This is a genomic window from Yoonia vestfoldensis SKA53, assembly GCF_000152785.1.
Taxonomy (GTDB): Bacteria; Pseudomonadota; Alphaproteobacteria; order Rhodobacterales; family Rhodobacteraceae; genus Yoonia; species Yoonia vestfoldensis_A.
Genome location: NZ_CH672414.1, coordinates 215,615 through 240,222, shown reverse-complemented (window position 1 = coordinate 240,222; position 24,608 = coordinate 215,615). Strand labels below are relative to the sequence as shown.

At 60.2% G+C, this 24,608-nt stretch carries 29 protein-coding genes and 1 riboswitch; of the genes, 9 read left to right on the top strand and 20 right to left on the bottom strand.

What is annotated here, in order from left to right; translation table 11 throughout:
• Positions 1–18: 18 nt before the first annotated feature.
• Genes pth through SKA53_RS01210 form a run of 3 tightly spaced genes read left to right on the top strand, consistent with a single transcriptional unit; the run spans position 19 to position 2,118 of the window.
• Positions 19–684: an aminoacyl-tRNA hydrolase gene (gene pth / locus SKA53_RS01220; RefSeq protein ID WP_007204208.1), complete on the top strand. Its 666-nt coding sequence runs from the start codon at positions 19–21 to the stop codon at positions 682–684.
• Between the two features lie 2 nt (positions 685–686).
• Positions 687–1,730, top strand: coding sequence for a DUF2332 domain-containing protein (locus SKA53_RS01215; protein ID WP_007204207.1), 1,044 nt, complete (start codon positions 687–689; stop codon positions 1,728–1,730).
• 4 nt (positions 1,731–1,734) lie between these two features.
• Positions 1,735–2,118 carry a DUF2237 family protein gene (locus SKA53_RS01210; RefSeq protein ID WP_007204206.1) on the top strand — a complete coding sequence of 128 codons (384 nt, stop codon included), beginning with the start codon at positions 1,735–1,737 and terminating at the stop codon, positions 2,116–2,118.
• 12 nt (positions 2,119–2,130) lie between these two features.
• On the opposite strand, the gene SKA53_RS01205 is transcribed toward SKA53_RS01210, so the two are convergent.
• From SKA53_RS01205 to miaB, 17 genes are all read right to left on the bottom strand, one after another.
• A complete protein-coding gene (locus SKA53_RS01205; protein ID WP_040482738.1) occupies positions 2,131–2,613 on the bottom strand; it encodes a LuxR C-terminal-related transcriptional regulator in 483 nt (160 codons plus the stop codon).
• Positions 2,614–2,654: 41 nt separating this feature from the next.
• Positions 2,655–3,131, bottom strand: a complete 477-nt coding sequence (locus SKA53_RS15470; RefSeq protein WP_007204204.1) for a hypothetical protein — start codon at positions 3,129–3,131, stop codon at positions 2,655–2,657.
• A gap of 47 nt (positions 3,132–3,178) precedes the next feature.
• Positions 3,179–3,631 (bottom strand): PepSY domain-containing protein, encoded by a 453-nt coding sequence (locus SKA53_RS01195; RefSeq protein WP_007204203.1) that lies wholly within the window; start codon positions 3,629–3,631, stop codon positions 3,179–3,181.
• 161 nt (positions 3,632–3,792) lie between these two features.
• On the bottom strand, positions 3,793–5,019 hold the full coding sequence (trpB, locus tag SKA53_RS01190; RefSeq protein WP_007204202.1) for a tryptophan synthase subunit beta: 1,227 nt from the start codon (positions 5,017–5,019) through the stop codon (positions 3,793–3,795).
• 60 nt (positions 5,020–5,079) lie between these two features.
• Positions 5,080–5,721, bottom strand: coding sequence for a phosphoribosylanthranilate isomerase (locus SKA53_RS01185; RefSeq protein ID WP_007204201.1), 642 nt, complete (start codon positions 5,719–5,721; stop codon positions 5,080–5,082).
• Entirely contained in the window at positions 5,721–6,077 is a 357-nt protein-coding gene (locus SKA53_RS01180) for a lipopolysaccharide assembly protein LapA domain-containing protein (RefSeq protein WP_007204200.1), read from the bottom strand. Before SKA53_RS01180 ends, SKA53_RS01185 begins: the two co-directional genes overlap by 1 nt.
• Positions 6,078–6,086: 9 nt before the next feature.
• Positions 6,087–6,368 (bottom strand): integration host factor subunit beta, encoded by a 282-nt coding sequence (gene ihfB, locus SKA53_RS01175; RefSeq protein ID WP_007204199.1) that lies wholly within the window; start codon positions 6,366–6,368, stop codon positions 6,087–6,089.
• Between the two features lie 273 nt (positions 6,369–6,641).
• On the bottom strand, positions 6,642–8,312 hold the full coding sequence (gene rpsA, locus SKA53_RS01170; RefSeq protein WP_278007854.1) for a 30S ribosomal protein S1: 1,671 nt from the start codon (positions 8,310–8,312) through the stop codon (positions 6,642–6,644).
• Between the two features lie 190 nt (positions 8,313–8,502).
• On the bottom strand, positions 8,503–9,123 hold the full coding sequence (locus SKA53_RS01165) for a (d)CMP kinase (protein ID WP_007204197.1): 621 nt from the start codon (positions 9,121–9,123) through the stop codon (positions 8,503–8,505).
• A complete protein-coding gene (gene aroA, locus SKA53_RS01160) occupies positions 9,120–10,472 on the bottom strand; it encodes a 3-phosphoshikimate 1-carboxyvinyltransferase (RefSeq protein ID WP_040482736.1) in 1,353 nt (450 codons plus the stop codon). The genes SKA53_RS01165 and aroA overlap by 4 nt, the downstream gene beginning before the upstream one ends.
• A gap of 109 nt (positions 10,473–10,581) precedes the next feature.
• Complete coding sequence (gene trmB, locus SKA53_RS01155) at positions 10,582–11,295, bottom strand: tRNA (guanosine(46)-N7)-methyltransferase TrmB (RefSeq protein WP_007204195.1); 714 nt, start codon at positions 11,293–11,295, stop codon at positions 10,582–10,584.
• Positions 11,296–11,364: 69 nt separating this feature from the next.
• Positions 11,365–12,546, bottom strand: coding sequence for a methionine adenosyltransferase (gene metK, locus SKA53_RS01150; RefSeq protein ID WP_007204194.1), 1,182 nt, complete (start codon positions 12,544–12,546; stop codon positions 11,365–11,367).
• A 7-nt stretch (positions 12,547–12,553) separates the two neighbouring features.
• A riboswitch (SAM-SAH riboswitch) is annotated at positions 12,554–12,602 on the bottom strand.
• Positions 12,603–12,635: 33 nt separating this feature from the next.
• A complete protein-coding gene (gene lnt, locus SKA53_RS01145) occupies positions 12,636–14,117 on the bottom strand; it encodes an apolipoprotein N-acyltransferase (RefSeq protein WP_007204193.1) in 1,482 nt (493 codons plus the stop codon).
• Positions 14,110–14,997: a hemolysin family protein gene (locus SKA53_RS01140; protein WP_040483048.1), complete on the bottom strand. Its 888-nt coding sequence runs from the start codon at positions 14,995–14,997 to the stop codon at positions 14,110–14,112. The genes lnt and SKA53_RS01140 overlap by 8 nt, the downstream gene beginning before the upstream one ends.
• 32 nt (positions 14,998–15,029) lie before the next feature.
• Positions 15,030–15,524, bottom strand: a complete 495-nt coding sequence (ybeY, locus tag SKA53_RS01135) for an rRNA maturation RNase YbeY (protein WP_007204191.1) — start codon at positions 15,522–15,524, stop codon at positions 15,030–15,032.
• On the bottom strand, positions 15,521–16,525 hold the full coding sequence (locus SKA53_RS01130; RefSeq protein ID WP_007204190.1) for a PhoH family protein: 1,005 nt from the start codon (positions 16,523–16,525) through the stop codon (positions 15,521–15,523). The genes ybeY and SKA53_RS01130 overlap by 4 nt, the downstream gene beginning before the upstream one ends.
• Before the next feature lie 123 nt (positions 16,526–16,648).
• The gene (gene miaB / locus SKA53_RS01125) at positions 16,649–17,959 is read right to left on the bottom strand and encodes a tRNA (N6-isopentenyl adenosine(37)-C2)-methylthiotransferase MiaB (RefSeq protein ID WP_007204189.1); all 1,311 of its coding nucleotides are present in this window, start codon (positions 17,957–17,959) and stop codon (positions 16,649–16,651) included.
• Positions 17,960–18,070: 111 nt separating this feature from the next.
• Here miaB and SKA53_RS01120 point away from each other — a divergent pair, with 111 nt between their 5' ends.
• Positions 18,071–18,928 carry a glycosyltransferase family 2 protein gene (locus SKA53_RS01120; RefSeq protein WP_040483047.1) on the top strand — a complete coding sequence of 286 codons (858 nt, stop codon included), beginning with the start codon at positions 18,071–18,073 and terminating at the stop codon, positions 18,926–18,928.
• Positions 18,929–19,125: 197 nt separating this feature from the next.
• Here SKA53_RS01120 and SKA53_RS15685 read toward each other — a convergent pair whose 3' ends face one another.
• On the bottom strand, positions 19,126–19,284 hold the full coding sequence (locus SKA53_RS15685; protein ID WP_007204186.1) for a hypothetical protein: 159 nt from the start codon (positions 19,282–19,284) through the stop codon (positions 19,126–19,128).
• Positions 19,285–19,397: 113 nt separating this feature from the next.
• Positions 19,398–19,814, bottom strand: coding sequence for an iron response transcriptional regulator IrrA (gene irrA / locus SKA53_RS01110; protein WP_007204185.1), 417 nt, complete (start codon positions 19,812–19,814; stop codon positions 19,398–19,400).
• 147 nt (positions 19,815–19,961) lie between these two features.
• Between irrA and fabA the strand changes: the two genes are divergently transcribed.
• From fabA to SKA53_RS01085, 5 genes are all read left to right on the top strand, one after another.
• Complete coding sequence (gene fabA, locus SKA53_RS01105) at positions 19,962–20,471, top strand: bifunctional 3-hydroxydecanoyl-ACP dehydratase/trans-2-decenoyl-ACP isomerase (RefSeq protein ID WP_007204184.1); 510 nt, start codon at positions 19,962–19,964, stop codon at positions 20,469–20,471.
• 193 nt (positions 20,472–20,664) lie between these two features.
• Positions 20,665–21,246: a hypothetical protein gene (locus SKA53_RS01100; protein ID WP_007204183.1), complete on the top strand. Its 582-nt coding sequence runs from the start codon at positions 20,665–20,667 to the stop codon at positions 21,244–21,246.
• Positions 21,243–22,004, top strand: a complete 762-nt coding sequence (locus SKA53_RS15630) for a hypothetical protein (RefSeq protein WP_007204182.1) — start codon at positions 21,243–21,245, stop codon at positions 22,002–22,004. Before SKA53_RS01100 ends, SKA53_RS15630 begins: the two co-directional genes overlap by 4 nt.
• 164 nt (positions 22,005–22,168) lie before the next feature.
• Positions 22,169–23,398: a beta-ketoacyl synthase N-terminal-like domain-containing protein gene (locus SKA53_RS01090; RefSeq protein ID WP_007204181.1), complete on the top strand. Its 1,230-nt coding sequence runs from the start codon at positions 22,169–22,171 to the stop codon at positions 23,396–23,398.
• A 4-nt stretch (positions 23,399–23,402) separates the two neighbouring features.
• Positions 23,403–24,194 (top strand): enoyl-ACP reductase FabI, encoded by a 792-nt coding sequence (locus SKA53_RS01085; RefSeq protein WP_007204180.1) that lies wholly within the window; start codon positions 23,403–23,405, stop codon positions 24,192–24,194.
• A gap of 177 nt (positions 24,195–24,371) precedes the next feature.
• Here SKA53_RS01085 and SKA53_RS01080 read toward each other — a convergent pair.
• Positions 24,372–24,608 (bottom strand): CBS domain-containing protein (locus SKA53_RS01080; protein ID WP_007204179.1); only part of this gene is annotated, 237 nt, incomplete at its 5' end.

Below are 24,608 nucleotides of genomic sequence, written 5' to 3'. Positions count from 1 at the left end.
ACCCGCTAGGTAGTTCCCATGAAACTGTTGATCGGCCTTGGCAATCCGGGCGCGAAATACGCGCAGAACCGACACAACATCGGCTTTATGGCGATGGACCGGATCGCGGGCGATCACGGGTTTTCGCCGTGGCGTGCCAAGTTTCAGGGCCAGATCTCCGAAGGCCGGATCGGGCCTGACAAGGTGGCATTGCTAAAACCCGAAACCTTCATGAACCTGTCTGGCCAATCCGTGGGCGAGGCGATGCGCTATCTCAAGCTCACCCCCGCCGATCTGATCGTGTTCCACGATGAAATCGACCTTGCGCCCGGCAAGGTCCGCCTGAAAACCGGCGGTGGGCATGCGGGGCATAACGGGCTACGCTCGATCCATGCGCATATCGGGCCGGACTATGACCGCGTGCGGCTGGGCGTCGGGCATCCGGGGCATAAAGATGCGGTGCCGGGCTATGTGCTGCATGATTTCGCCAAGGCAGATCTTGACTGGCTCGACGATGAAATGCGCGGCATCAGCGATGGAATTGCCCATCTGGTCACAGGCGATGGCGCGCGTTTTCTGAACGCCATCGCGCTGCGCACCGCCCCACCGCGATCCTCGACCAGCACGCCCAAGCCAGAAAAACCCCCCGCAGCAGAACCCGACAATCGCACCGCCATGGCGCGGCTGATGGATAAATTCCGGTGACAATGACCGCGATCCGCGCGGCCTTCACCGCGCAAGCGGCGGCCTGCGCCAGTCTCGGATCGCCCTTCATGGCGCAACTGATGCGGCTTTGCGCAACGCAGGACTGGCCCGCAGGTGCTGTGAGCACCCGCATCCATGACTGGACCGGCGATCTGGGGCCAAGCGGACAATCCGTCCCTTTGCGGCTGGCCGGTGCCTTGCATGCGCTGCACCTGCAAGGCCATGCAAGGCTGGCACCGGTCTATCCGCCACAGGCCAGCGATGACGCGACCCTCTGGGCGGCGGTGGCGGATGTGCTGGTCAGCGAACAGGCTGCGATCCTGCGCTGGCTCGACAGCCCGCCACAAACCAACGAGGTGCGGCGCTCTGCCGTGCTGATCGCGCTCGGCCATTGGCTAGCGGATCGTTTCGCCCTACCGCTGCGGTGCAGCGAATTGGGGGCCAGCGCGGGGCTGAACCTGCAATGGGACGATTACGCGCTGGCACTGGGCAGGCAGGTCTTCGGCCCCGCCACCCCTGCCCTGACGCTCAGCCCCGACTGGACCGGGGCATTGCCGCCCAACACGCGGCCACAGGTGACGGCGCGCTCAGGCGTCGACCTGACGCCGCTTGATCCGCATGCACCGAATGACGCACTGCGCTTGCGCGCCTATCTCTGGCCGGATCAACCCGACAGGCAGATGCTGACACAGGCCGCGATCACCACGGCGCGCACCATCGTTGCCAAAGGCGATGCAATCGACTGGCTGCCAGGCCAGCTTGACCATCATGCAGGTCAGACCCATCTGATCTATACGACCATCGCCTGGCAATATTTCCCCACAGCGGTACAAGACCGGGGCGCTGCCATGATCCGCGCAGCAGGGCAGAGCGCGCGTGATGATGCGCCATTGGCATGGTTCGGAATGGAACCGGATGGCACAGGGCCGGGTGCAGCACTGACGCTGCGGCTTTGGCCCGGAGACTTGACCTTTGCGCTGGGGCGCGCAGATTTTCACGGACGCTGGGTACAATGGACCCCCGTCCAAATTGACAAGAAAGACTGACCCTATGGAAAAAGACCCGTCCTTCAACGTCCTCGGCAGCACGCTTGCCACCTGTTCGACAGCCCCCATGACCGGCTTTTTCCGCAACGGGACCTGCGACACCTGTGCCGCCGACAATGGCAGCCACACGGTCTGCGCTGTCATGACAGCAGAATTTCTGGCGTTTTCAAAATATGTCGGCAACGACCTGTCCACGCCGCGCCCCGAATTCGGCTTTCCGGGGCTGAAGGCGGGCGATGGCTGGTGCCTGTGCGCGGGGCGTTTCCTGCAAGCGCACGAGGAAGGCTGCGCGCCGCAGGTCAACCTGCATGCCACCCATGTGCGCGCGCTTGATATCGTGCCGATCGATGTGTTGCGGCAATATGCCTTGCCCGGGGACCTTGGCTGACAGCGGACCACGTCATTCCGGCAGATCGGCGACCATATCCTCGATGAACAGGCTGAGCAGTTGCGCGCGCCCGCTGATCCCCGCCTTGCGGTAGATCGCATTGGTCTGCGCCTTGATCGTGCCTTCGCTGACACCGCGCAGTCCGGCGATTTCCTGCGTTGACATGCCCTTGATCGCAAACAGGGCGACATCGCGTTCCGCAGGGGTCAGGCCCCAGCCGTTGAACCTTTCGTTCATGACCTCCATGAAGGCACCAGAGGCGATACGGAGCTGGTCCTCGACCCGCAGGTTGCGCGCCATCGTGGTCCGCAGAACCAGAATGCCCGACACGATCCCCAGCAAAAGCCCGACCGCAGCGCCAATTTCGATCAGTTCATAGAGCCGCCAGCCGACGGGCGAAAAGCCAAGGACCGACCCTGCGATCTGCATGACAAAGAACACCGCGCAAACGACTTGGATGACGACGATTGCCGCGATCGGTATTTTCCTGTTCAAACGATGATCCTTTCGCGCTGCGGCATCACGCGGTCCGTTTCTCAATCATCGTCGTCGCTTTCGTCGCCGTCATCGTCGTCGCCGTCATCGTCGTCGCCGTCATCATCGCCGTCATCATCGTCGCCGTCATCGTCGTCATCGTCGTCACCGCCGGACCCACTGTCGCCGCCGGACGACCCGCCGCCTTCAGAGGAGCCACCACCCGAACTTTGTCCGCCACCTGACCCGCTGTCACGAAAAGGGTCAACGATGCGCGGGCTAGCCAAACCATCGCCGTTGATGGTTTGCCAGAAGTCGCGCAAAATCTCGCCGGTTTGCGGATTGAAAACCAATTCCCGCTGAAGATCATCGCGCAGCGACACGATCCGGACGCGGCCCAGCCATGTCCGGCTCACCTCGATCTGCGTAAACCCCTGCTGTTGCAGCTGGGCGATTATCTGATCCTGAACGGATTGGGCCGCCACAATCTGTGGCGACCCTATCAGCAAGAAACAGATCATCAGTTGCTTGATCATCATTGCTCCCTTGGGCAAACCTGCCCCGTCACGTCAAGACGGCATCAGCCTTAGTCGTCGTTGTCGTCATCGTCGTTGTCATCTTCATCATTATCATCGTCGTCGTCGCGGTCACTATCTGTGTCGTCGTCGTCATCGTCGTTGTCATCCTCGTCTTCATCGTCGTCGTTGTCATCGTCGTCGTTGTCATCCTCGTCGTCATCAAGGAAATCGTCGTCGTCGCTTGACGAGATGCGCACGCCGCGGCGCAGAGTGTCATCGTCGTCCGCGGTGCTGGCTTCTTCCTTCAGGATGACCCCTGTCAGCGCATCATAAACCACTTCCAGCTTGCGGCCATTCAGGATCGCCTCGACCTTGATCTGGGTCTGGCCGTTTTCGATTTCGATGCTTTCATAGCCCTGCGCCTGCAACTGACTGACGATCTGGTCGGTGATCGACTGGGCATAAAGAGCGTTGCTGGCCAGCGCGATGGCGGCCGTGGTGGACAGAAGAAACTTTTTCATGACGTGCTTTCCCATGTAAACCCGACCAACATCATGTCGACCGTTGGGTACACAAACACATCAGTTGTCGAGCACGACCATTGCTTTGGGGTTTAGATCGGGGCCGGTAAACCGGATGAAGAGCGGCCTAAACAAAAGTTTACGCCGCTCTGCCATCGTCGTCAGGCTTTCATGTCAAAGCCAAGGTGCTTGGCCACGGTAAAGATGTCCTTGTCGCCGCGCCCGCACATGTTCATCACCAGCAGGTGATCCTTTGGCAGGTCGGGGGCGATCTTCATCACATGGGCCAGCGCATGGGATGGTTCCAACGCAGGAATGATCCCTTCCAGCGCACAGCTCAGCTGGAACGCCTCTAACGCTTCGACATCGGTGATGGATACATATTTGGCGCGGCCAATATCATGCAACCACGCATGCTCCGGCCCGATGCCAGGATAATCCAGCCCCGCCGAGATCGAGAATCCTTCGAGGATCTGCCCCACATCATCTTGCAACAGATAGGTGCGGTTGCCATGCAGCACGCCGGGGCGGCCGCCGGTCAATGACGCGCAATGTTCCATCTTGTCATTGACGCCTTTGCCACCAGCCTCGACCCCGATGATATTGACGTCCTTGTCATCCAGAAACGGATAGAACAGCCCCATGGCGTTCGATCCGCCACCGATGGCAGCGATCAGCGTATCAGGCAGACGGCCTTCGGCCTCTTGCATCTGGGCCTTGGTTTCCTGCCCGATGATGGCTTGGAAATCGCGCACCATCGCGGGGTAAGGGTGCGGGCCTGCGACCGTGCCGATGCAATAGAACGTGTCGCGCACATTGGTCACCCAATCGCGCAGGGCGTCGTTCATCGCATCCTTGAGCGTGCCACGGCCCGAGGTCACAGGCACAACCTCTGCCCCCAGCAATTTCATACGGAACACATTGGGCGCCTGACGTTCGACATCATGCGCGCCCATGTAGACCACGCATTTCAGGCCGAATTTCGCACAGACTGTCGCCGTCGCGACGCCGTGCTGACCTGCGCCGGTTTCGGCGATAATCCGGCTTTTGCCCATGCGGCGGGCAAGGATGATCTGGCCCAGCACATTGTTGATCTTATGCGCGCCGGTGTGGTTCAGCTCGTCGCGTTTCATATAGATCTTGGCCCCGCCCAAATGGGCTGTCAGCCGTTCGGCATGATACAGAGGGCTGGGGCGGCCCACATAATGGGTCCACAGATCATGCATTTCCGCCCAAAAGGTCGGGTCGGTCTTGGCATGTTCGTATTGTTCTTCCAGCTCCAAAATCAGCGGCATCAGTGTCTCGGACACGAAACGCCCGCCGAATTGGCCAAAACGGCCGTTTTCATCGGGGCCGGTCATGAAGCTGTTGAAAAGATCGTTTGCCATTGCGCACCTGCTGTATTTTGTTGGGACAGACCTAACGTCCCTTAACGGAATCGTAAACGCCTAACGCAAGGCAGCACAAAACGCCGCAATCAGTGCCGCATCTTTGACGCCGGGGGCCGATTCAACGCCAGACGACACATCGACCTGCCCCGCGCCGGTCAGCGCCACCGCCTGCGCCACATTCGCAGGCGTCAGGCCACCCGCCAGCATCCACGGCACCGGCCAGCGCCGCCCCGCGATCAACCGCCAGTCAAAGGACAGCCCATTGCCCCCCGGCAGATCGGCACCTTTCGGCGGTTTGGCATCGACAAGCAACAGATCAGCCACCTGCGCATAAGCGTCAAGCGCGGCCAGATCATCCGGCCCCGCCACGCCTACGGCCTTCATCACCGGCAGGCCGTAGCGCGCCTTGAGCGCAGTCACACGCGCCAGAGATTCGGAGCCATGCAATTGCAAGATATCGACCGGCACCTGCGCCAGCAGCGCATCCAGCTCGGCATCATCGGCATTCACCACCAATGCCACCTTGGCCACACCGGCCGGCACCATGGCGGCAAGCGCGGCGGCCTGCGCCAATGTCACGTTGCGCGGGGATTTTTCAAAAAACACCAGCCCGACATAGGCAGCCCCCGCCTGCACCGCAGCATCCAGCATCGCCGCATCGCGCAGCCCGCAAATCTTGACCCGTGTCGGCAGTGACATCAGCGCGTCTTTTCCAACAACGCCAGAACATCATCCTCGGATTTGGCCCCGACAGAGGCGATACGCATCTGCTGCAATTCCTGCCGCAACGCCGCAACTTCGCGCGATTTGGCGCGGCCATCGGCGCGGATGCGGTATTCGCGCAGCCATTCCCACAAGAACCCGATGGCCAGACCCGCCCCGACACCGATAAAGATCACCACAAACAAAGGCAGCGTCACATCGGGCGACAGGCCCAACAGATCGCTCAGCCAGACGGGCATGGCGCGAACGGTCACAGGGTCACGATTGGCCAATCCGATCAGGATCAGGCAAAGCGCGACAATCGCCCAAAAGGCATAGCGAATAGTCTTCATAAGACCCTCTTACAGCCCGTTCAGCCGGTCGCGCAACAATTTGCCCGTCTTGAAGAACGGCACATGTTTTTCATCAACCTCGACCGCCTCGCCGGTGCGGGGGTTGCGGCCCAGACGCGGGTCGCGCTTTTTCACCGAGAATGCGCCAAAGCCGCGCAATTCGACACGGTTGCCCTGCGCCATCGCATCGGTGATCCTGTCGAAGATGGTGTTCACGATCTTTTCGACATCCCGCTGGTACAGGTGCGGATTTTCGTCGGCAATTTTCTGGATCAGTTCCGAACGGATCATGGCAGCATCCTTTGGTTTGGCAATACGCGGGCAGACGCGATCCGGCAAACTATAGAAACAAAGACCCGATACGGAAAGCATCGCTTTCGTCGCTTTTGCTGTTTTTTGCCGCAAAGCGCCTGAATTTACAGGGAAGTTTGATGCTTTTTCGTCAGATCGGCACCGACCCTGCGTGCTGCAGCGCCGCAGCAGCACACCGATTCGCAACCCGCAAAAAGAAAAACCCCGCCACAATCGCGTGTGGCGGGGCTGATTTGAACGGTCGAAACCGGGTTAGTCGCGCTTGAGCGCGGCCCCCAGAATGTCACCCAGCGACGCGCCGGAATCCGACGAGCCAAACTGTTCGACAGCTTCTTTTTCTTCCGCGATCTCGCGTGCCTTGATCGACAGGCCCAGCTTGCGGGTCTTGCTGTCGATGTTGGTGACGCGCACGTCGACCTTGTCACCGGCGCCAAAACGCTCTGGGCGCTGTTCGGCACGGTCACGCGACAGGTCGGACCGACGGATGAAGGATTTCATGCCTTCATATTCGACCTCGATGCCGCCGTCTTCGATCTTGGTGACTTCGACAGTGATGATCGAGCCGCGCTTGACGCCGCCAATCGCATCCGCGAACGGATCGCTGTCCAGTGCCTTGATCGACAGGCTGATGCGTTCTTTTTCGACGTCAACTTCTGCGACCTTGGCCTTGACCATGTCACCCTTGCGGAAATCGCCGATTACATCTTCGCCACGGCCATCCCATGTCAGATCAGACAGGTGGACCATACCGTCGATGTCGCCTTCAAGGCCAATGAACAGACCGAATTCGGTGATGTTCTTGACTTCGCCTTCAACCTCGGTGCCCTCAGGATGGGTTTCTGCAAACACTTCCCATGGGTTACGCTGTGTCTGTTTCAGGCCAAGCGACACGCGGCGTTTCGCGCTGTCGATTTCCAGCACCATGACTTCGACTTCCTGAGAGGTCGAAACGATCTTGCCGGGATGTACGTTTTTCTTGGTCCAGGACATCTCGGACACGTGAACCAGACCTTCAACGCCTGCTTCCAGCTCAACAAATGCGCCGTAATCGGTGATGTTGGTCACGCGGCCCTGATGGACCGAACCCAAGGAGAACTTGGCTTCGACAGCATCCCACGGATCTTCTTGCAGCTGCTTCATGCCCAAGGAAATACGGTGGGTTTCTTTGTTGATCTTGATCACCTGCACCTTGATCGTCTCGCCGATGGCAAGAATCTCGGACGGGTGGTTCACACGGCGCCATGCCATGTCGGTGACGTGCAGCAGGCCGTCAACGCCGCCCAGATCAACGAACGCACCGTATTCGGTGATGTTCTTGACCACGCCGTCAACTTCCTGACCTTCGGTCAGGTTGCCGATGACTTCGGCACGCTGCTCAGCACGCGATTCTTCCAAGATCGCACGGCGCGACACAACGATGTTGCCCCGACGACGGTCCATTTTCAAAATCTGGAACGGCTGCTTCATGTTCATCAACGGGCCAGCATCGCGCACGGGGCGGACGTCAACCTGGCTGCCTGGCAGGAACGCAACAGCGCCGCCAAGGTCCACGGTGAACCCGCCTTTGACGCGGCCAAAGATTGCGCCATCAACGCGTTCTTCGTCAGCATAGGCTTTTTCCAGACGATCCCAGGCTTCTTCGCGGCGGGCCATTTCACGCGAAATGACGGCTTCGCCACGGGCGTTTTCGACCTGACGCAGGAACACTTCGACCGTGTCACCAACTTTGATATCAGGGGCTTCGCCGGGATTTGCGAATTCTTTGAGATCGATACGGCCTTCCATCTTGTAGCCGACATCGATGATGGCCTGGCCCGCTTCGATCGCGATCACCTTGCCTTTGACGACAGACCCTTCAGCGGGTGTGTCCATTTCGAAGCTTTCGTTCAAGAGTGCTTCAAACTCGTCCATTGTATTTGCCATGTGGCGTCGTTTTCCTAACGTTTGGTTTTATACGGGCCGAGCGGTTGTCTCCGCCGGTCTTTGTGTTTCGATTTGGTCGCGGGCCGATGCGAATGTAAAACAACAGGGCCGGTGCATACCGACCCTGCCCAAGTCTCACGTCCGCGCCTGTCATCGGCACTTCGACAGGGGGGCGTATAGGCCGCCTGCCCTAGCCTTGCAAGGATTTTTGCGCAGCCGCAATGACGGCAATGGTGCGCGCCACAGCATCCGCGATGCTCATATCCGAGGTGTCGATCAGCACCGCATCCGCCGCGGCTGCCAAAGGTGCTGTCGCGCGGCCTGCATCGCGCGCATCACGCGCCTGCACGTCGGCCAGCACAGTTTCCAAAGTCATGTCGCTGCCCTGAGCCTGCAATTCCTTCCAGCGCCGTTCCGCGCGGCACGCGGCAGATGCGGTGACGAACAGTTTGACCTGTGCGCCCGGACAGATCACCGTGCCGATGTCGCGGCCATCCAGCACCGCCCCACCGGGGCGCGCGGCAAACCCACGCTGGAAGGCGGTCAGCGCATCGCGCACGGCGGGGTCAGTCGCCACGCGGCTTGCGGCCTGCGCGACTTCGGCTGTGCGCAGGGCGTCACCGTCCAGATCCGCGGGGTCCAGCGCGCGCGCTGCTGCCACCGGATCAGCGCCCGCCAACACCTTGGCGCCGACCGCGCGATACAAAAGCCCGGTATCCAGATGCGCAAAACCGAAATGCACTGCCACCGCCTTGGAAATCGTCCCCTTGCCCGCCGCCGCAGGCCCGTCGATGGCGACGGTAAAGCTCATGCGCTGATCCGTGCGATCTGCGCACCCAGATCATTCATCAAAGGCTCGAAAATCGGAAAAGATGTGGTGATCGGTGCTGCATCATCAACGATGACAGGGTTCTGCGCCGCCATCCCCATGACCAGAAACGCCATGGCGATCCGGTGGTCCAGACGGCTTTGCACCGTCACACCGCCCGGCACATGGCCGTGGCCCACCCCGGTGACGCGCCACCAATCAGGGCCTTCGTCCACAGTGACACCGGCGGCCCGCAGCCCCTGCGCCATCGCATCGATCCGGTCGCTTTCCTTGACCCGCAATTCCTTGACGCCGGGCATGTCGGTCACACCCTGCGCAAAGGCCGCGACCACGGACAAGACCGGATATTCGTCGATCATGCTGGCCGCACGGTCCGCCGGCACGGTGATCCCGCGCAGGTCAGGCGAAAACCGCGCGCGCAGATCGGCCACAGGCTCGCCCCCCTCGCTGCGCAGGTTCTCAAAGGTCAGATCGGCACCCATTTCCTGCAAAGTGGTGAACAGACCCGCGCGCGTCGGGTTCAGCCCGATATTGGGGACCAGAACATCCGACCCAGGCACGATCAAGGCCGCACAGACCGGAAAGGCGGCGGATGACGGATCGCGCGGCACGACAATATCCTGCGGCTGCAATTCGGGCTGGCCGGTCAGGGTGATCACGCGGCCTTCATCAGTATCCTCGACCGTCAGCGTCGCACCGAAACCTTGCAACATGCGCTCGGTATGATCGCGCGTCGCTTCCTTCTCGATCACGACGGTCTGGCCGGGCGCGTTCAACCCCGCCAGCAGTACTGCCGATTTCACCTGCGCCGATGGCACCGGCACAACATAGCGGACAGGCACCGGACCCGCAGCGCCCACCAAGGTCATCGGCAAGCGCCCACCGGCACGGCCTACCGCGCGCGTGCCAAACAATGCCAAAGGATCGGTCACCCGCCCCATCGGACGGCCGTTCAAGGATGCATCACCGGTGAATGTCACCGTGATCGGCGTGGTGGCCATGGCTCCCATGATCAGGCGGACACCAGTACCGGAATTGCCGCAATCGATCACGTGGTCAGGTTCGGCAAATCCGCCCACCCCGACCCCGCGCACCGACCATTGCCCACCGCCATGATCGGTGACTTCGGCACCAAAGGCGCGCATGGCTTTGGCGGTGTCCAGCACGTCATCGCCTTCCAGCAGGCCGGTGATGCGGGTCTCGCCAATACACATCGCGCCCAGTATCAACGACCTGTGCGAGATCGACTTGTCGCCCGGCACATGCGCCTGTCCCTGCAAGGGGCCACAGGCGCTGGACATCATCGGAATGGGGGTCGCATGGGAAGACATGAATGGTTCCTTGGTGTTTGCGCCCCCTGATACCGCAGTGCGCGCAAAGGGTCCATCACGGGCCCCCATCGTTCGAGCATAAATATCCCCGCCGGAGGCAGATAAGTCCTTAAACCCTGACGAAGGTCAGGTAATGCGGCACGCGGCCTTCGCGCAAAGCCTTTTGTTCATAGCGCGTCGAAATCCAGTCAGCCCAAGGCTTGCGCCAATCGGCAGGGGTTTCAGCCAGCCAGTCAAAGCCCTGGCACGGCACTTCTTCCAGCGTCTGGCGGACGTAATCGGGAATATCGGTCGCCACGCGCAGCACGGCCCCCGGTTTCATCACGCGGTGCAGGGGGGCCAGATGTTCGGGGGTGACGAACCGGCGGCGATGGTGGCGTTTCTTGGGCCAAGGATCGGGATAGTTCAGGAAGACACGCGAAATCGACTGCGCGGGCAGCACATCGAACAGATCGCGGACATCACCGGGATGCACGGCGAGGTTATCGACCCCGGCCTTGCGGATCTTGCCCAAGAGCATCGCCACGCCGTTGATAAAAGGTTCGGCCCCAATGATCCCGATGCCCGGATAGCTCTGCGCCATATGCACCAGATGCTCACCACCGCCAAAGCCGATTTCCAGCCAGACATCCTTGCCCGCAAACAGCGCGCCCAGATCAAGCGCAAGGCGGTCAGGGTTGGCGTCCCAGCTGACCGGGCCGGGCGACAGCGGGTCGAGGTCATTTTCAAGATAATCGTGCTGGCTCGCACGGATCGTCTTGCCACGAAAGCGGCCATAGAAATTGCGCCAGGGCGCGCCCGAAGGATGTTGTGTCTTGGTCATGCGGCGGCATGTAGCAATCCCGCCGCCGCATGGCAATCGGCGTAAGGTGGATCATGATCCACCTTACCTTTACACCGCGCGGCGCAGGGCCTCGACCAGATCGGTCTTTTCCCAGCTGAACCCGCCATCAGCGTCAGGCGCGCGGCCGAAATGGCCGTAAGCCGACGTGCGGGCATAGATCGGCCGGTTCAGCTGCAGATGTTCGCGGATGCCGCGGGGCGTCAGATCCATGACCTGTGCCACCGCACGTTCGATCGCAACCGGATCAACCTCGCCCGTGCCGTGTGTATCGGCATAGATCGACAAAGGCTGCGCCACGCCAATCGCATAGCTGAGCTGGATCGTGCAGCGGTCTGCCATGCCGGCGGCGACCACATTCTTGGCCAGATAGCGCGCGGCATAGGCGGCGGAGCGGTCCACCTTGGTCGGGTCCTTGCCGGAAAACGCGCCGCCGCCATGCGGCGCGGCACCGCCATAGGTGTCAACGATGATCTTGCGCCCGGTCAGACCGGCATCACCGTCGGGTCCGCCGATCACGAAGGTGCCGGTCGGGTTGACCCACCATTTGGTCGCCTCGGTGATGAAACCCGCAGGCAGGACCTCGCGGATATAGGGTTCGACGATGGCGCGGATATCGGCGCTGGTCTGGCTTTCGAACTGGTGCTGAGTGGACAGCACGATGGATGTCACCTCAACAGGCTTGCCGCCTTCGTAACGCACAGACACCTGACTTTTCGCATCGGGGCGCAGGGTCGGCTCCTGACCCGATTTGCGCACCTCGGCCAGACGGCGCAGGATGGCATGGGCATATTGGATCGGCGCAGGCATCAGCGCATCGGTTTCGGTGGTGGCATAACCAAACATGATGCCCTGATCACCGGCACCTTCATCCTTGCCCTCGGCGGCATCGACACCTTGGGCGATATGGGCGGACTGGCCGTGCAACAGATTAGTGATCTCGCAGGTGGCATGATGGAATGCGTCCTGCTCATAGCCGATATCCTTGATGGCATCGCGTGCGATCCCTTCGATCCGGCCCATGAATTCGGTCAGGCGGGACTTGTCGGTCAACCCGACTTCGCCCCCGATGACAACACGGTTGGTGGTAGCAAAGGTTTCACAGGCGACCCGCGCCTGCGGTTCCTCGGCCAGAAAGGCATCCAGCACCGCGTCGGAAATGCGGTCGCAAACCTTATCAGGATGCCCCTCGGAAACGGATTCCGAGGTGAAAATATAGTCTTGTCTTGCCATGGGGACGTGCTCCGATATGAAAAACCTGTCACGCCAGGAAGCCGTTGTGACAGAACCAACCACCCGTCTATGGTGTGGCGGCGAATGCGTCAATCGCTATCGCGTTTGCGGTTAATGGCGCAGATCGCGATCCCCAGAAGCAGCAACAGCCCGACCGGCCAATCGCCCAAAGCGGTATAGACCGGGGCAGCGCGCACCGCGGGCAATGGTGCATCCAGCGCGCCATCCACGCCCAGCGGCAGCGCTGCGGTGATCCTGCCCTGCGCGTCGATCATCGCGGATATGCCGGTATTGCCCACACGCACCATCGGCAAGCCCTGTTCGATGGCGCGCAGCCGCGCTTGGGCAAGGTGCTGATGCGGGCCTGCCGCCTGCCCGAACCAGCCGTCATTAGTGATCAAAAGCAACAGCCGCGGCCGGTCGGGGCCGGCCACGATTTCCTCGGCAAAGATACCTTCGTAGCAGATCAACGGCACGGCCAACCCGATCCCGGGGATCGCAATCGGCCCCGGCAGCGTGCCTGCGGCAAATCCGCCGCCATCAGCGACGGCAAGGCCACGAATACCGAACCGTCCCAGCAGATCGCCAAAGGGGATATACTCGCCGAAAGGCACCAGATGCTGCTTGTCATAGGTCGCGGTAATCCGGCCGCCCTGCGCCATCACCACCAGCGCATTGTAAAACCGCCCCGCGTCATCGACCCGCTGCACCCCGAACACCAGCGGCGCACCGCGTGCGGCCTCGTCCAGCGGACGCAGATCGTCGATGACCTCGTTGAGCAGATAAGGCACCGCCGTTTCGGGCCAGACGATCAGATCGGGCCGGTCGCCTTGGCCTGACAATTCCAGCAATCGGTTAACGAATTGGTCGCGATAGACCGCATCCCATTTTTGGTGCTGCGGTGCATTGGGCTGGACCAACCGCACCATCGGCGCATCCACGGCGATCTGTGGCGCAGCTCCGGGGCGCAGAAGGATGGCCACCAAAAGCAGCGCCAACAATGCCGCCGCCCCCGACCGCCACGCAGGCCGCGCGATCCGCGCCACAGCCAGCGCCGCGACCAGCGTGACCCCCGTCAGCAGATGCGGCCCGCCAATGGCGCTGGCCTGCGCCATCCATGTCGGCACCCAGATATGCCCCAACAGCGCCCAAGGAAATCCGGTCAGGACCAGTGACCGCGTCATTTCAGCCGCCACCAGCAGCAAGGCCAGCATCAACTGGCTGCGCGGCGCGATACGGCTGGCGATCCAGCCTGCGACAGCCCAGAACAGCGCAGCGCCACAGGCCATGAAAATGAGCGCAAAAGGGGCCATCCAACCATGGCGGGCGGCATCGACCAGAAACGGCTCGACGATCCAGCGCAGCGCAAAGGCGAAATAGCCAAGACCAAAAAACCAGACCCGCCCTGCCGCGATACGCGGGCTGGCAACGTCACGGTGCAACACCAGCAACAGGGCCAGTGCGGCGATGGCCGCAGGCCACAGATCAAGCGGGGCCTGCCCCAGCGCCGCCCCCACGCCCAGCGCAAAAAGCACGCCAAAGCGCGCCCAGCGCGGCAGGTTGTCAAGCATCGCGGGTGGTGTTCAGACGTACGCGCAGCCGTTTGATCCGGCGCGGATCGGCATCGACAACTTCGAATTCGGGGCCGTCGGGATGCTGGATCACCTCGCCGCGCGCGGGCAGATGGCCCGACAGCATGGTCACCAGACCGCCCAAAGTGTCGATCTCTTCCTCGTCGATATCGTCATGGTCGGTCAGGTTCATCCCGATCTCGGCCTCGAAATCCTCCAGGTCGGTGCGGGCCTGCGCCAGATAGACACCGGGTTTTTCCATGATCCAGCTTTTCGCCTCGGCGATGTCATGTTCATCCTCGATCTCGCCCACGACCTGTTCGATCAGATCCTCGATCGTCAGCAGGCCATCCGTGCCGCCATATTCGTCGATCACCAAGGCCATATGGATACGTTCCGCCTGCATCTTTTGCAGCAGCACGCCCAGCGGCATCGAGGGCGGCACGAACAGCAAGGGGCGCAGCATGTCGCGCAGGTCAAGATCGGCAGTGCCACCGTTGAACCCGTAGCGCAGCGCGAAATCCTTGAGATTGGCAATGCCGACGGGTGTATCCAGCGTCGTGTCATAGACCGGCAGGCGGGTCATGCCGCTGTCACGGAAGGTATTGACCAGATCATCCTTGGTGATGGTCAGTGGCACGGCGACGATGTCGGTCTTTGGCACGGCCACGTCTTCGACCCGTTTGCGGCGCAGGTTCAACATGCCCAGCACGGTCGGTTCGGGAGTTGAAACGCCCTGTGCTATTTCGCCGGTTTCGCCATTCATGACCTTGGGCTTGAAACCCAGCCCAAAACGCGCCAGCAGGCCCGGCCGTTCGTCTTTGTGGTTCTGTTGCGCGCTTTGCGCTGCGCTAGAAGAACCGTCGCCCTGATCGCCCATCGTATCCTTATCCGTGGGGCGGTTTGCCCCGTTCAATCTCTATATGGGTTATCAACACCCATCTTGCCAAGTATCTCAACCTCTAAACCCTCCATCAGGGTGGCATCAAGGTCACGCTCATGATCAAAGCCCAGCAGATGCAGGGTGCCATGCACCAGAAGATGCAGACAATGATGAATAAATTGTGACCCTGCGGCCTCTGCCTCGCGCAGGCAGGTGTCATAGGCGATGGCGATATCGCCCAGTTCGGTATCCATGACAGGGTCGGGCGGCAGCGGCATCTCGCCCGCGACGGCGGGCGCGCGTTCATCCGAGGGCCAGCTCAGGACATTGGTCGGCGCCGGTTTGCCACGGAAATCCGCGTTCAGCGCGGCGATGCGGGCATCGTCACAGGCCAGAACCGCGATCTCGAACACCGACGGTTCCAGCCCCAGCCGGTCAAACACCGCATCACTGGCCTGTTGCGCCAGCGCGTCGATATCAACCGCCGCCCAACGCAAATCTTCGACCACGACATCGACGCTCACTTGGGGTCGTCCGCCTCGTAGGCTTCGATGATCGCAGCGACCAGCGGGTGGCGCACCACGTCTTTCGAGGTGAAATAGTTAAAGCTGATCTTGGGGATATGTTTCAACAGGCGTTCGGCATCCCACAGGCCCGAATTGACACCGCGCGGCAAATCGATCTGCGTGCGGTCGCCGGTAATCACCATGCGTGACCCTTGGCCCAGACGGGTCAGGAACATCTTCATCTGCATGGTGGTGGCGTTCTGCGCCTCGTCCAGCACGACAAAGGCATTCGACAGCGTGCGCCCGCGCATGAAGGCCAAAGGCGCGATTTCGATCACCTTTTCCTCCATCATCTTGGCGGCCTGTTTGCCCGGCAGAAAATCGTTCAGCGCGTCATAAAGCGGCTGCATGTAAGGATCGACCTTGTCCTTCATGTCGCCGGGCAGATAGCCCAGTTTCTCGCCCGCCTCGACCGCGGGGCGCGACAGGATAATCTTGTCGACATGGCCGTTGATCAGCATGTTCACGCCAACAGCGACCGCCAGATAGGTCTTGCCGGTGCCCGCCGGGCCGATACCAAAGGCCATTTCATGATCGAACAGCGCCTTGACATAGGCTTTTTGCGCCTCGGTGCGGGGTTCGACCAGCTTTTTGCGGGTCTTGACCTCGACCCGTGCAATCTCGCCTTTGAACAATTCGATCTGGTCGACAGGCCCGGGCGCACCGGCAGGCCCCATGCGCAATTCGCGGTCGATATCGCCAGCCTCCAGCGAGCGGCCCTGCTCGAGCCGTTGGTACAAAGATTTCAGGACTTCGAGCGCGTCATGACGCGGCCCCTGCTCGCCGATCACCGCCAACAGGTTGCCGCGGCGCAAAATCTGCACGCTCAGCTTGTCCTCAATGGTGGTAAGATTGCGGTCATATTCACCGCACAGGTCGATCAACAAAAAGTTGTCGGGAAATTCCAGAACGGATTCAGTGATGTCGTCAGCGGGCGGGGTCAATGCACCAGTGGCCAAACAGCTCTCCTTTGAGTCTATATTTAGCTATCGTGGCAAGTCGCACCGCAAGGCGCAAGGCGGCAGTTGGGATTGCGACAATATAGTTCCGCAAACACCGCGTAAGGTGGGTCTTGCCCCATCCTACCCGATCAATTCACCCTTGAGCGAATTGGCGCTGTCCTGCACGATCCGCACGCGGCGCACCTGCCCCAGCACCGTGGCGGGGGCATCGGCATAGACGGCATGCAGATATTCGGATTTGCCGATCATCTGGCCCGCCTCGCGCCCTGCTTTTTCGAACAAAACCTTGACTTCGCGGCCGATCATGCTGGCCTGGGTCTGTTGTTGCTGGTCGCGCAACAGGGCCTGCAGGCGCTGCAAACGCTCATTCATCACGTCATCGGGCAGTTGCGGTTTTTCAGCGGCCGGCGTGCCGGGTCGGGTGGAATATTTGAACGAATAGGCCTGCCCGTAATGCACATCGCGCACCAATTGCAGCGTGTCCTCGAAATCCTGATCCGTCTCGCCGGGGAAACCCACGATGAAATCGCCCGACAACAAGATATCGGGGCGCGCGGCGCGGATACGGTCGATCAGGCGCAGATAGCTTTCGGCGGTATGTTTGCGGTTCATCGCCTTGAGAATACGGTCAGACCCCGATTGCACCGGCAAATGCAGATAGGGCATCAGTTTTTCACAAGTGCCATGCGCGTCGATCAGTGCCTGATCCATGTCATTGGGGTGGCTGGTGGTAAAGCGGATGCGTTCGAGCCCGTCGATTTCGGTCAGCGCCCATATCAGGCCCGCCAACCCGCGCTCATGCCCGTGATAGGCGTTCACGTTCTGGCCCAAAAGCGTCAGTTCGCGCACGCCCGCATCGACCAGTTCACGCGCCTCGCGCAGGATCCGGTCAGCAGGGCGCGAGACCTCGGCACCGCGGGTATAGGGTACGACGCAAAAGGCGCAGAATTTGTCGCAGCCTTCCTGTACGGTCAGAAACGCGGTCGGGCCGCGCTTGGCCTTTGATCGTGTCTTCAGCGTCTTGAATTTGTCATCTTCGGGAAAATCGGTATCGAGCGCCTTTGCCCCCCCCTGCACGGCCGCATCCATCGCAGGCAGACGGTGATAGCTTTGCGGGCCGACGACCAGATCGACCATCGGCTGGCGGCGCATGATCTCTGCCCCCTCGGCCTGTGCCACGCAGCCTGCCACGCCGATTTTCAGATCGGGTTTCGCGTCTTTGAGCACCTTCATGCGGCCCAGTTCGGAATAGACCTTTTCCGCCGCCTTTTCGCGGATATGGCAGGTGTTCAGCAGGATCATATCCGCGTCTTCGGCATGGTCGGTCTGCACATAGCCCTGCCCGCCCAGCGCCTCGGCCATGCGTTCGCTGTCATAGACGTTCATCTGGCAGCCATAGGTCTTGATAAAGAGCTTTTTGGGCGCAGTCATAGGTTCGATCCGGTGCTGAGGTTGCGGGCGTTCTAGCGGCTTGGGGCTTTGCTTGCAATGCGGCGCGATCTGTCACAATTTGCGCGTGTCTTTCACGGATACCCGCCGCACATGCATTACACCAGCCTGTCCGCCCTGACCGCCGATAAAACGCGCGCCCTGTCCAAAGGGCCGATCTGCCTGATCCTGATCGAAGATCAGGTCGCGGTGGAGCAAACGATCCGGCATCATGCGGCCATTGGTTTCAGCACGCTGATCGCGTTTTGCGATCCGGCCATCGCCCTGCCTGCGGATATCGCACTGCACCGCGTCGACCATGACGTGACCCAGCCAGAGGCCCTGCCTCAGATCATCAACACGGTCAGTGCAGCCGCGCGTGGCGCGTGGATATATCACTGCTACAACGCCGAATTCCTTTTCTTTCCGTTCAGCGCGGATCGCACTCTGCGCGAGATGCTGACCTTCGTGACCGAAGAACGGCGCCACAGCGTGATGACCCATGTGATCGACCTGTACGCCCGCGATCTGACCACCCACCCCGATGCGGTAGACCTGGAAGAAGCATGGTTCGACAGTGCGGGCTATTTTGCGATACCGCGGCGTGATGCGGCGGGCGCTGTGCTTGACCGGCAGGTGGATATCTGCGGCGGCCTGCGCTGGCGGTTTCAGGACCATGTCCCGCCCGCAAGCCGCAGGCTGGACCGCGCGGCCCTGTTCCGCGCGGCCAAGGGCGTTGTCTTGGGGCCGGATCACCGGTTGAGCGATCCTGAATACAACACCTATGCCTGCCCATGGCACCATAGCGTGACCGCTGCCATCTGTTCGTTCCGCGCGGCCAAGGCTTTGCGGCGCAACCCCGGCAGCCGTGATGCGATAGCCACGTTTCACTGGTCGAAATCAGTGCGTTTTACATGGCAGGCGCAGCAACTGCTCGATCTGGGGATGATGGAACCCGGGCAATGGTTTTAAGTGTCGCGCCTTTGACGTGCGGCCATGATGCATAGGGCCAATCGGTCGCGCGCCGCACCAGCCCTGCGCGAACGGGGGCCGTGGTGATCAGGTGCAGATGCAGCGCAAAATCGCCCTCATCCTCGATCACATGTTCCCAGAACCGGCGCTGCCAGATGCCTTTTTCGCCACGGCGTTTGTGGACCGCGGTCAGATTGTCAGGCACAGGCAGATGCCGTGGAAAGGCAGATGTGATCATCCGCAGGCAGGATCACGGCCGCATCGATGCGAAACGGCGATTGTTTGCGGCACAGGCGCACCGCATCGCGCAGCAGGCCGATCCGTGCGGTCAGCAGGTCCGACCGCTGGTCCTGCAAACGGACGGTAAAGAAATAGGTCCCGCCGGGGACATAGCGCCGAGTATATGTGACATCCGGTCAGCGTAAACCAGAATGGTCAGTTGATCATGCAGGCTGGATTGCAATCCACCTTACTTGCGGCGCAGCCGGATCACGACATCGACCGATGCAATCTCGGCGCCTGCGGGCGCATGCGGCAGGCGGCGAATTTCCAGCTGATCGGCAGGCGCGTCCGTCAGGCTGGCCGTGTCTTCCCAATAGAAATGCGGATGATCGGTCATATTGGTGTCAAAATAGCTTTTCGAGCCATCAACCGTGATCTCGCGCATCAGGCCGGCCTCGCAAAAGGCGCGCAGCGTGTTGTAGACCGTCGCTAAAGACACCTTTTCACCCGCGGCACTGGCGGCGTCAAACAGGCTTTCGGCGGTGACATGGCGGTTCTGCCCGTCGCCCACCAACAGGTCGGCCAGCGTCAGCCGCTGCCGCGTCGGGCGCAAGCCTGCGCCTGCCAGCCAGTCGGTTCCGCGGTGGTTGTCCATGTCTTTCATCAGGTCTGTCCCTTGCCTCGCCCTTAATATGGGAAGAAACCCGCCAAAATCAAACGAAAAGACACAGGCCCACCCTTGGTCTTGCCCTCACGGAGCGCGCGGTGATACTGGTCGGATCACACCGCAAACAAGAACGAGACCCCCGCCATGGCCGATTTCCCCACCAGTTTCGACAAAGAAGCCCTTTTGCAATGCGCCCGTGGCGAATTGTTCGGCCCCGGCAACGCGCAACTGCCCGCGCCGCCGATGCTGATGATGGACCGCATCACCGAGATTTCGGGCGACGGCGGCTTGCACGGCAAGGGCCATGTTGTGGCCGAATTCGACATCACGCCGGATTTGTGGTTCTTTGACTGCCATTTCCCGGGCAACCCGATCATGCCGGGCTGTCTGGGGCTTGATGGGCTGTGGCAGCTGACGGGCTTCAACCTTGGCTGGCGCGGCTGGCAAGGGCGCGGCTATGCGCTGGGTGTGGGCGAGGTCAAGCTGACCGGCATGGTCCGCCCCGACCGCAAGATGCTGACCTACAAGGTCGATTTCACGAAAGCCCTGCAAACCCGCCGCCTGACGATGGGCGTGGCCAACGGCATCGTCGAGGCCGACGGCGAGGTGATCTATCAGGTGACGGATATGAAAGTGGCGCTAAGCGAGAGTTGAGGGGGGGGAGGCTACTCAACGCGAACCTTGGTCGTTTCATCGTTGCCGTCTCCATACTAGTTTTTTAACAATCAGGCCGCAATTGTCGGCACCTAGGTGGCTGAACTTTTTCTTTCTGTTTTTCTTGCAAGCAAGTTGATACAACTATATGTTGATCAGGATTTTTGTTTTATGATTATCAGGAGTACCTGCGTTGCAAACTAAGTTGCATATCAACTTAACACAAGGAATCGTAGATGTTGAAGGTGATGTTGAGTTTGTAAAAGCCGTGTATCACGACTTCAAAGATCGGCTCACACAGCACTCCAGAACCGCACCGGAGGCACGCGAACTAGTAGATGCGCCCTCATCAAAAACCGCTTCAGCCGGTTCCGCCAAAAGCAAGCGCCGCGGACAATCGCGCAAGAAGGCAGCTATTTCGGAGGCTGGCGAGACTAGCGTGAACCCGGATGCGCCCAAACTCGATAAGACCGTCGACACATCGAAGCTTAAAGCGTTCTACGATCAGTTTGAACCAAATAGTGCGCCTGAGAAAATCCTGATCTTCCTGAAATACCTTATTGATATAGAAAACATTCCTGCGCCTAGCACCGATCAGATTTATACCTGCTTTCGTGCCATAAAGGAGAAAGTCCCCAGTGCATATTCGCAGGCGTTCCGTGACACTGCTTCTAAGAAAGGGTTTATTGATTATAATTCAGCAACCGACATTAAGATTACTATCATGGGCGAGAACCATTTTGAACATTCGCTCAAGAAAAAAGCAGCTGAATGACAGACGCGGTCAATCGTTTTTTCAACTCGATTGAAAACGCGGCCTATCAGTCGCAAACATCGTTGATTGAACTGTTTGTCTACTTCCTGACCGTTGAGCTTGGTCAAGATGCTGCGAGCGCAAAAGATGTCGATCAGTGCTTTACAGCTTGCGATTTGACCCCGCCCAGAGCGACGGCGTCTCGTTTGTCTGAAGGATTGAAGACGAAGCCACAGAAGTTTGTGAAATCCGGCAGCGGCTACAAGTTACAACGCCACATGCGCGACCAATTGTCCAGAAAGCTTGGCGTTGAAACAACTACCTCAAAGACCAGTGCGACGCTTCGCTCCCTAAGTCAAGAAATGCCGGCGGGAAATGCAAAGGAATTTTTGGCGGAGACACTTGATTGTTTTGAGGTTGGTGCAAACCGCGCGACAATTGTCATGGCCTGGGTGTTAACCGTGAACCACCTAATTGACTATATTCTTGTTCATAAGCTATTTGAGTTTAACGCCGTACTCGCTAAAAATACTGATAAGCGCGTAAAGGTATCTACGATAACTGTGCGCGATGATTTCAACGATATACCTGAAGGAAAGTTTATTGAATTCTGTCGAAGCGCCAATATTATCTCAAATGATGTTCGTAAGATCTTAGAGCAGAAGCTCGGAACAAGAAACTCATGCGCGCACCCTTCTGGAGTGAAGATTTTGCGATCAAAGGTCGTCGACTTTGTCGAAGATCTTGTTGAGAACGTGGTGCTTAAGTATGTAATTTAGAGACTTAAGCGAAGATTTAGCAAGCGAAGAACTTTTTCTGTGTGCTTTTGGCGACGCCTATGCACCGCCTCGCGTGCTTAGCGATGTAGCTTACTCCCCCCTCCCCCACTTGCCCCGCCCCCTCCTCTCCCCTACACACACCCAAAGCCAGTTAGGGAGGCCGCATGCGCCGTGTTGTCATCACCGGGTTGGGGATCGTCTCGCCCATCGGGAATAATACCACCGAAGTCACCGCCGCGCTGAAGGCCGGCACGTCCGGCATCGTCGCAAGCGCGGAAATGGCCGAACACGGCTTTCGCAGCCGCGTGGCCGGCACGCTCAAGATCGACGTGGCCGATCATGTGGACAAGCGCACTTTGCGTTTCATGGGCCCCGGTGCCGCCTATGCGCATATCGCGATGGGTCAGGCGATTGCCGATGCGGGGCTGACGCAGGACCAGATCGTCAATCCGATGACTGGCCTGATCGCGGGGTCGGGCGGGCCGTCGACATCGGCCATGTTCGCTGCCCATAACGTCGTCACCGAAACAGGTGCGACCAAGCGGATCGGGCCTTTTGCGGTGCCCAAATGCATGTCCTCGACAATCAGCGCAAACTTGGCGACGGCGCATCAGATCAAGGGGATGAATTTCTCGATCACCTCGGCCTGTTCCACCAGCCTGCATTGCATCGGCATGGCGGCGCAACAGGTGGCGCTTGGCACGCAGGACATCATGTTCGCAGGCGGCGGCGAGGAGCTGGACTGGACACTGTCCTGCCTCTTCGACGCGATGGGCGCGATGTCCTCGAAATACAACGACACGCCAGAGCGCGCGAGCCGCGCCTTTGATGCAGGCCGCGACGGGTTCGTGATCGCAGGCGGCGGCGCAATCGTGGTGCTGGAAAGCCTTGAAGGTGCCTTGGCGCGCGGCGCGAAAATCTATGCTGAAGTGACTGGCTTTGCCGCAACCTCCGACGGGGCCGATATGGTCGCCCCATCGGGCGAGGGCGGCGAACGCGCGATGCGCGGCGCGCTGCGCACCCTGCCAGCGGGACGCAAGATCAGCTATATCAACGCCCATGGCACATCGACCCCCGTCGGTGACGTGGGCGAGGTCGAGGCCGTGCGCCGCGTCTTTGGTCGTGGCTCCACCCCGCCGATCAGTTCCACCAAGTCGATGACCGGCCACAGCCAGGGCGCCACAGGTGCCCAAGAGGCGATCTATTGCCTGCTGATGTTGCAGGACGATTTCATCGCGCCGTCAATCAACGTAGAAACGCTGGACCCCGCGCTCGATCCGGCCGAAATTGCGATGGTGCGCGTTGACAATGCGGGGCTGGACACGGTGATGACCAATTCCTTCGGCTTTGGCGGGACCAACGGGTCGATGCTGTTGTCGAAATATCAAGGGTAAGACGATGACGATCACATTGCAGGGCAAACGCGGGCTGATCATGGGCGTGGCCAATGAACGGTCCATCGCTTGGGGCATCGCCAAAGCGATGGCCGATGCGGGCGCAGAGCTCGCGTTTTCCTATCAGGGCGAGGCGTTCGGCAAGCGGCTGGAACCGCTGGCGCAATCGGTCGGTTCCAGCATGATGGTCGATGTCGATGTGACAGACGAAGCCAGCATGGACGCCGCCTTTGCGATGATCAAAGACACATGGGGCACGCTCGATTTCGTGGTCCATGCCATCGCTTTTTCCGACAAGAATGAATTGGCAGGCCGGATCATCGACACCAGCCGCGAAAATTTCAAAAACTCGCTGACGATTTCGTGCTATTCTTTCATCGACGTGGCCAAACGGGCCTCCGCGTTGATGCCAAACGGCGGCACCTTGTTGACGCTGACCTATCAGGGGTCCAACCGCGTCACGCCATTTTATAACGTGATGGGCGTGGCCAAGGCAGCACTCGAATCAGCCACCCGCTATCTGGCCAACGACCTTGGCCCCCAAGGCATCCGCGTCAACGCGATCAGCCCCGGCCCGATGAAAACCCTTGCTGGGGCGGCCATCGGCGGGGCGCGCAAGACCTATAAGCACACCGAACAAAATACCCCCCTGCGCGCGAATGCCACGCTAGAGGCGGTGGGCGGCACTGCCGTCTATCTTGCCTCGGACGCAGGGGCCTGCACCACAGGCGAGATCATCCGCGTCGATGGGGGTTTCCACGTGTTGGGAATGCCACAGCCCGACCATCTGGTCTGACCTGCACCTTCTTATTTCCCCAAATACTCGCGGGGGTATGGGGGCGGATCTTGGTGCCGTCGTTCGGCCCGCGTGCAAACAAAAACAGCATCGACAGCAAAGCCAGCCCGCAAAGCGGTAGCAGGATCTTGGCCCAGCCGACCCATTGCGAATACAGATTGTCGCCGCCAACCATGGTCAGACAATACCAGCCCGCAGGCAGTCATGGATATGCAAAATGCCTGTGACCTTGCCGGGGTTGGCGGGATCCAGCGCAAACAGGCAGGTGATCTTGCGGCTGTTCATGATGTTGACGGCCTCTTCGGCAAGGGCATGGGGCGAAACGGTGGTGGGGTTTGCGCTCATCACCTCGCCCGCGGTGTGATCCAGCAGGCCCTGCATGTGACGCCGCAGGTCGCCGTCGGTAACGATACC

What these genes read in the sequence shown, in the direction of transcription:
- pth (WP_007204208.1), top strand. Translation starts at nt 19, where the DNA reads ATGAAACTGTTGATCGGCCTTGGCAATCCGGGCGCGAAATACGCGCAG.
- SKA53_RS01215 (WP_007204207.1), top strand. Translation starts at nt 687, where the DNA reads ATGACCGCGATCCGCGCGGCCTTCACCGCGCAAGCGGCGGCCTGCGCC.
- SKA53_RS01210 (WP_007204206.1), top strand. Translation starts at nt 1,735, where the DNA reads ATGGAAAAAGACCCGTCCTTCAACGTCCTCGGCAGCACGCTTGCCACC.
- SKA53_RS15470 (WP_007204204.1), bottom strand. Translation starts at nt 3,131, where the DNA reads ATGATGATCAAGCAACTGATGATCTGTTTCTTGCTGATAGGGTCGCCA.
- SKA53_RS01195 (WP_007204203.1), bottom strand. Translation starts at nt 3,631, where the DNA reads ATGAAAAAGTTTCTTCTGTCCACCACGGCCGCCATCGCGCTGGCCAGC.
- trpB (WP_007204202.1), bottom strand. Translation starts at nt 5,019, where the DNA reads ATGGCAAACGATCTTTTCAACAGCTTCATGACCGGCCCCGATGAAAAC.
- SKA53_RS01185 (WP_007204201.1), bottom strand. Translation starts at nt 5,721, where the DNA reads ATGTCACTGCCGACACGGGTCAAGATTTGCGGGCTGCGCGATGCGGCG.
- SKA53_RS01180 (WP_007204200.1), bottom strand. Translation starts at nt 6,077, where the DNA reads ATGAAGACTATTCGCTATGCCTTTTGGGCGATTGTCGCGCTTTGCCTG.
- ihfB (WP_007204199.1), bottom strand. Translation starts at nt 6,368, where the DNA reads ATGATCCGTTCGGAACTGATCCAGAAAATTGCCGACGAAAATCCGCAC.
- rpsA (WP_278007854.1), bottom strand. Translation starts at nt 8,312, where the DNA reads ATGGCAAATACAATGGACGAGTTTGAAGCACTCTTGAACGAAAGCTTC.
- SKA53_RS01165 (WP_007204197.1), bottom strand. Translation starts at nt 9,123, where the DNA reads ATGAGCTTTACCGTCGCCATCGACGGGCCTGCGGCGGCGGGCAAGGGG.
- aroA (WP_040482736.1), bottom strand. Translation starts at nt 10,472, where the DNA reads ATGTCTTCCCATGCGACCCCCATTCCGATGATGTCCAGCGCCTGTGGC.
- trmB (WP_007204195.1), bottom strand. Translation starts at nt 11,295, where the DNA reads ATGACCAAGACACAACATCCTTCGGGCGCGCCCTGGCGCAATTTCTAT.
- metK (WP_007204194.1), bottom strand. Translation starts at nt 12,546, where the DNA reads ATGGCAAGACAAGACTATATTTTCACCTCGGAATCCGTTTCCGAGGGG.
- lnt (WP_007204193.1), bottom strand. Translation starts at nt 14,117, where the DNA reads ATGCTTGACAACCTGCCGCGCTGGGCGCGCTTTGGCGTGCTTTTTGCG.
- SKA53_RS01140 (WP_040483048.1), bottom strand. Translation starts at nt 14,997, where the DNA reads ATGGGCGATCAGGGCGACGGTTCTTCTAGCGCAGCGCAAAGCGCGCAA.
- miaB (WP_007204189.1), bottom strand. Translation starts at nt 17,959, where the DNA reads ATGACTGCGCCCAAAAAGCTCTTTATCAAGACCTATGGCTGCCAGATG.
- SKA53_RS01120 (WP_040483047.1), top strand. Translation starts at nt 18,071, where the DNA reads ATGCATTACACCAGCCTGTCCGCCCTGACCGCCGATAAAACGCGCGCC.
- irrA (WP_007204185.1), bottom strand. Translation starts at nt 19,814, where the DNA reads ATGAAAGACATGGACAACCACCGCGGAACCGACTGGCTGGCAGGCGCA.
- fabA (WP_007204184.1), top strand. Translation starts at nt 19,962, where the DNA reads ATGGCCGATTTCCCCACCAGTTTCGACAAAGAAGCCCTTTTGCAATGC.
- SKA53_RS15630 (WP_007204182.1), top strand. Translation starts at nt 21,243, where the DNA reads ATGACAGACGCGGTCAATCGTTTTTTCAACTCGATTGAAAACGCGGCC.
- SKA53_RS01090 (WP_007204181.1), top strand. Translation starts at nt 22,169, where the DNA reads ATGCGCCGTGTTGTCATCACCGGGTTGGGGATCGTCTCGCCCATCGGG.
- SKA53_RS01085 (WP_007204180.1), top strand. Translation starts at nt 23,403, where the DNA reads ATGACGATCACATTGCAGGGCAAACGCGGGCTGATCATGGGCGTGGCC.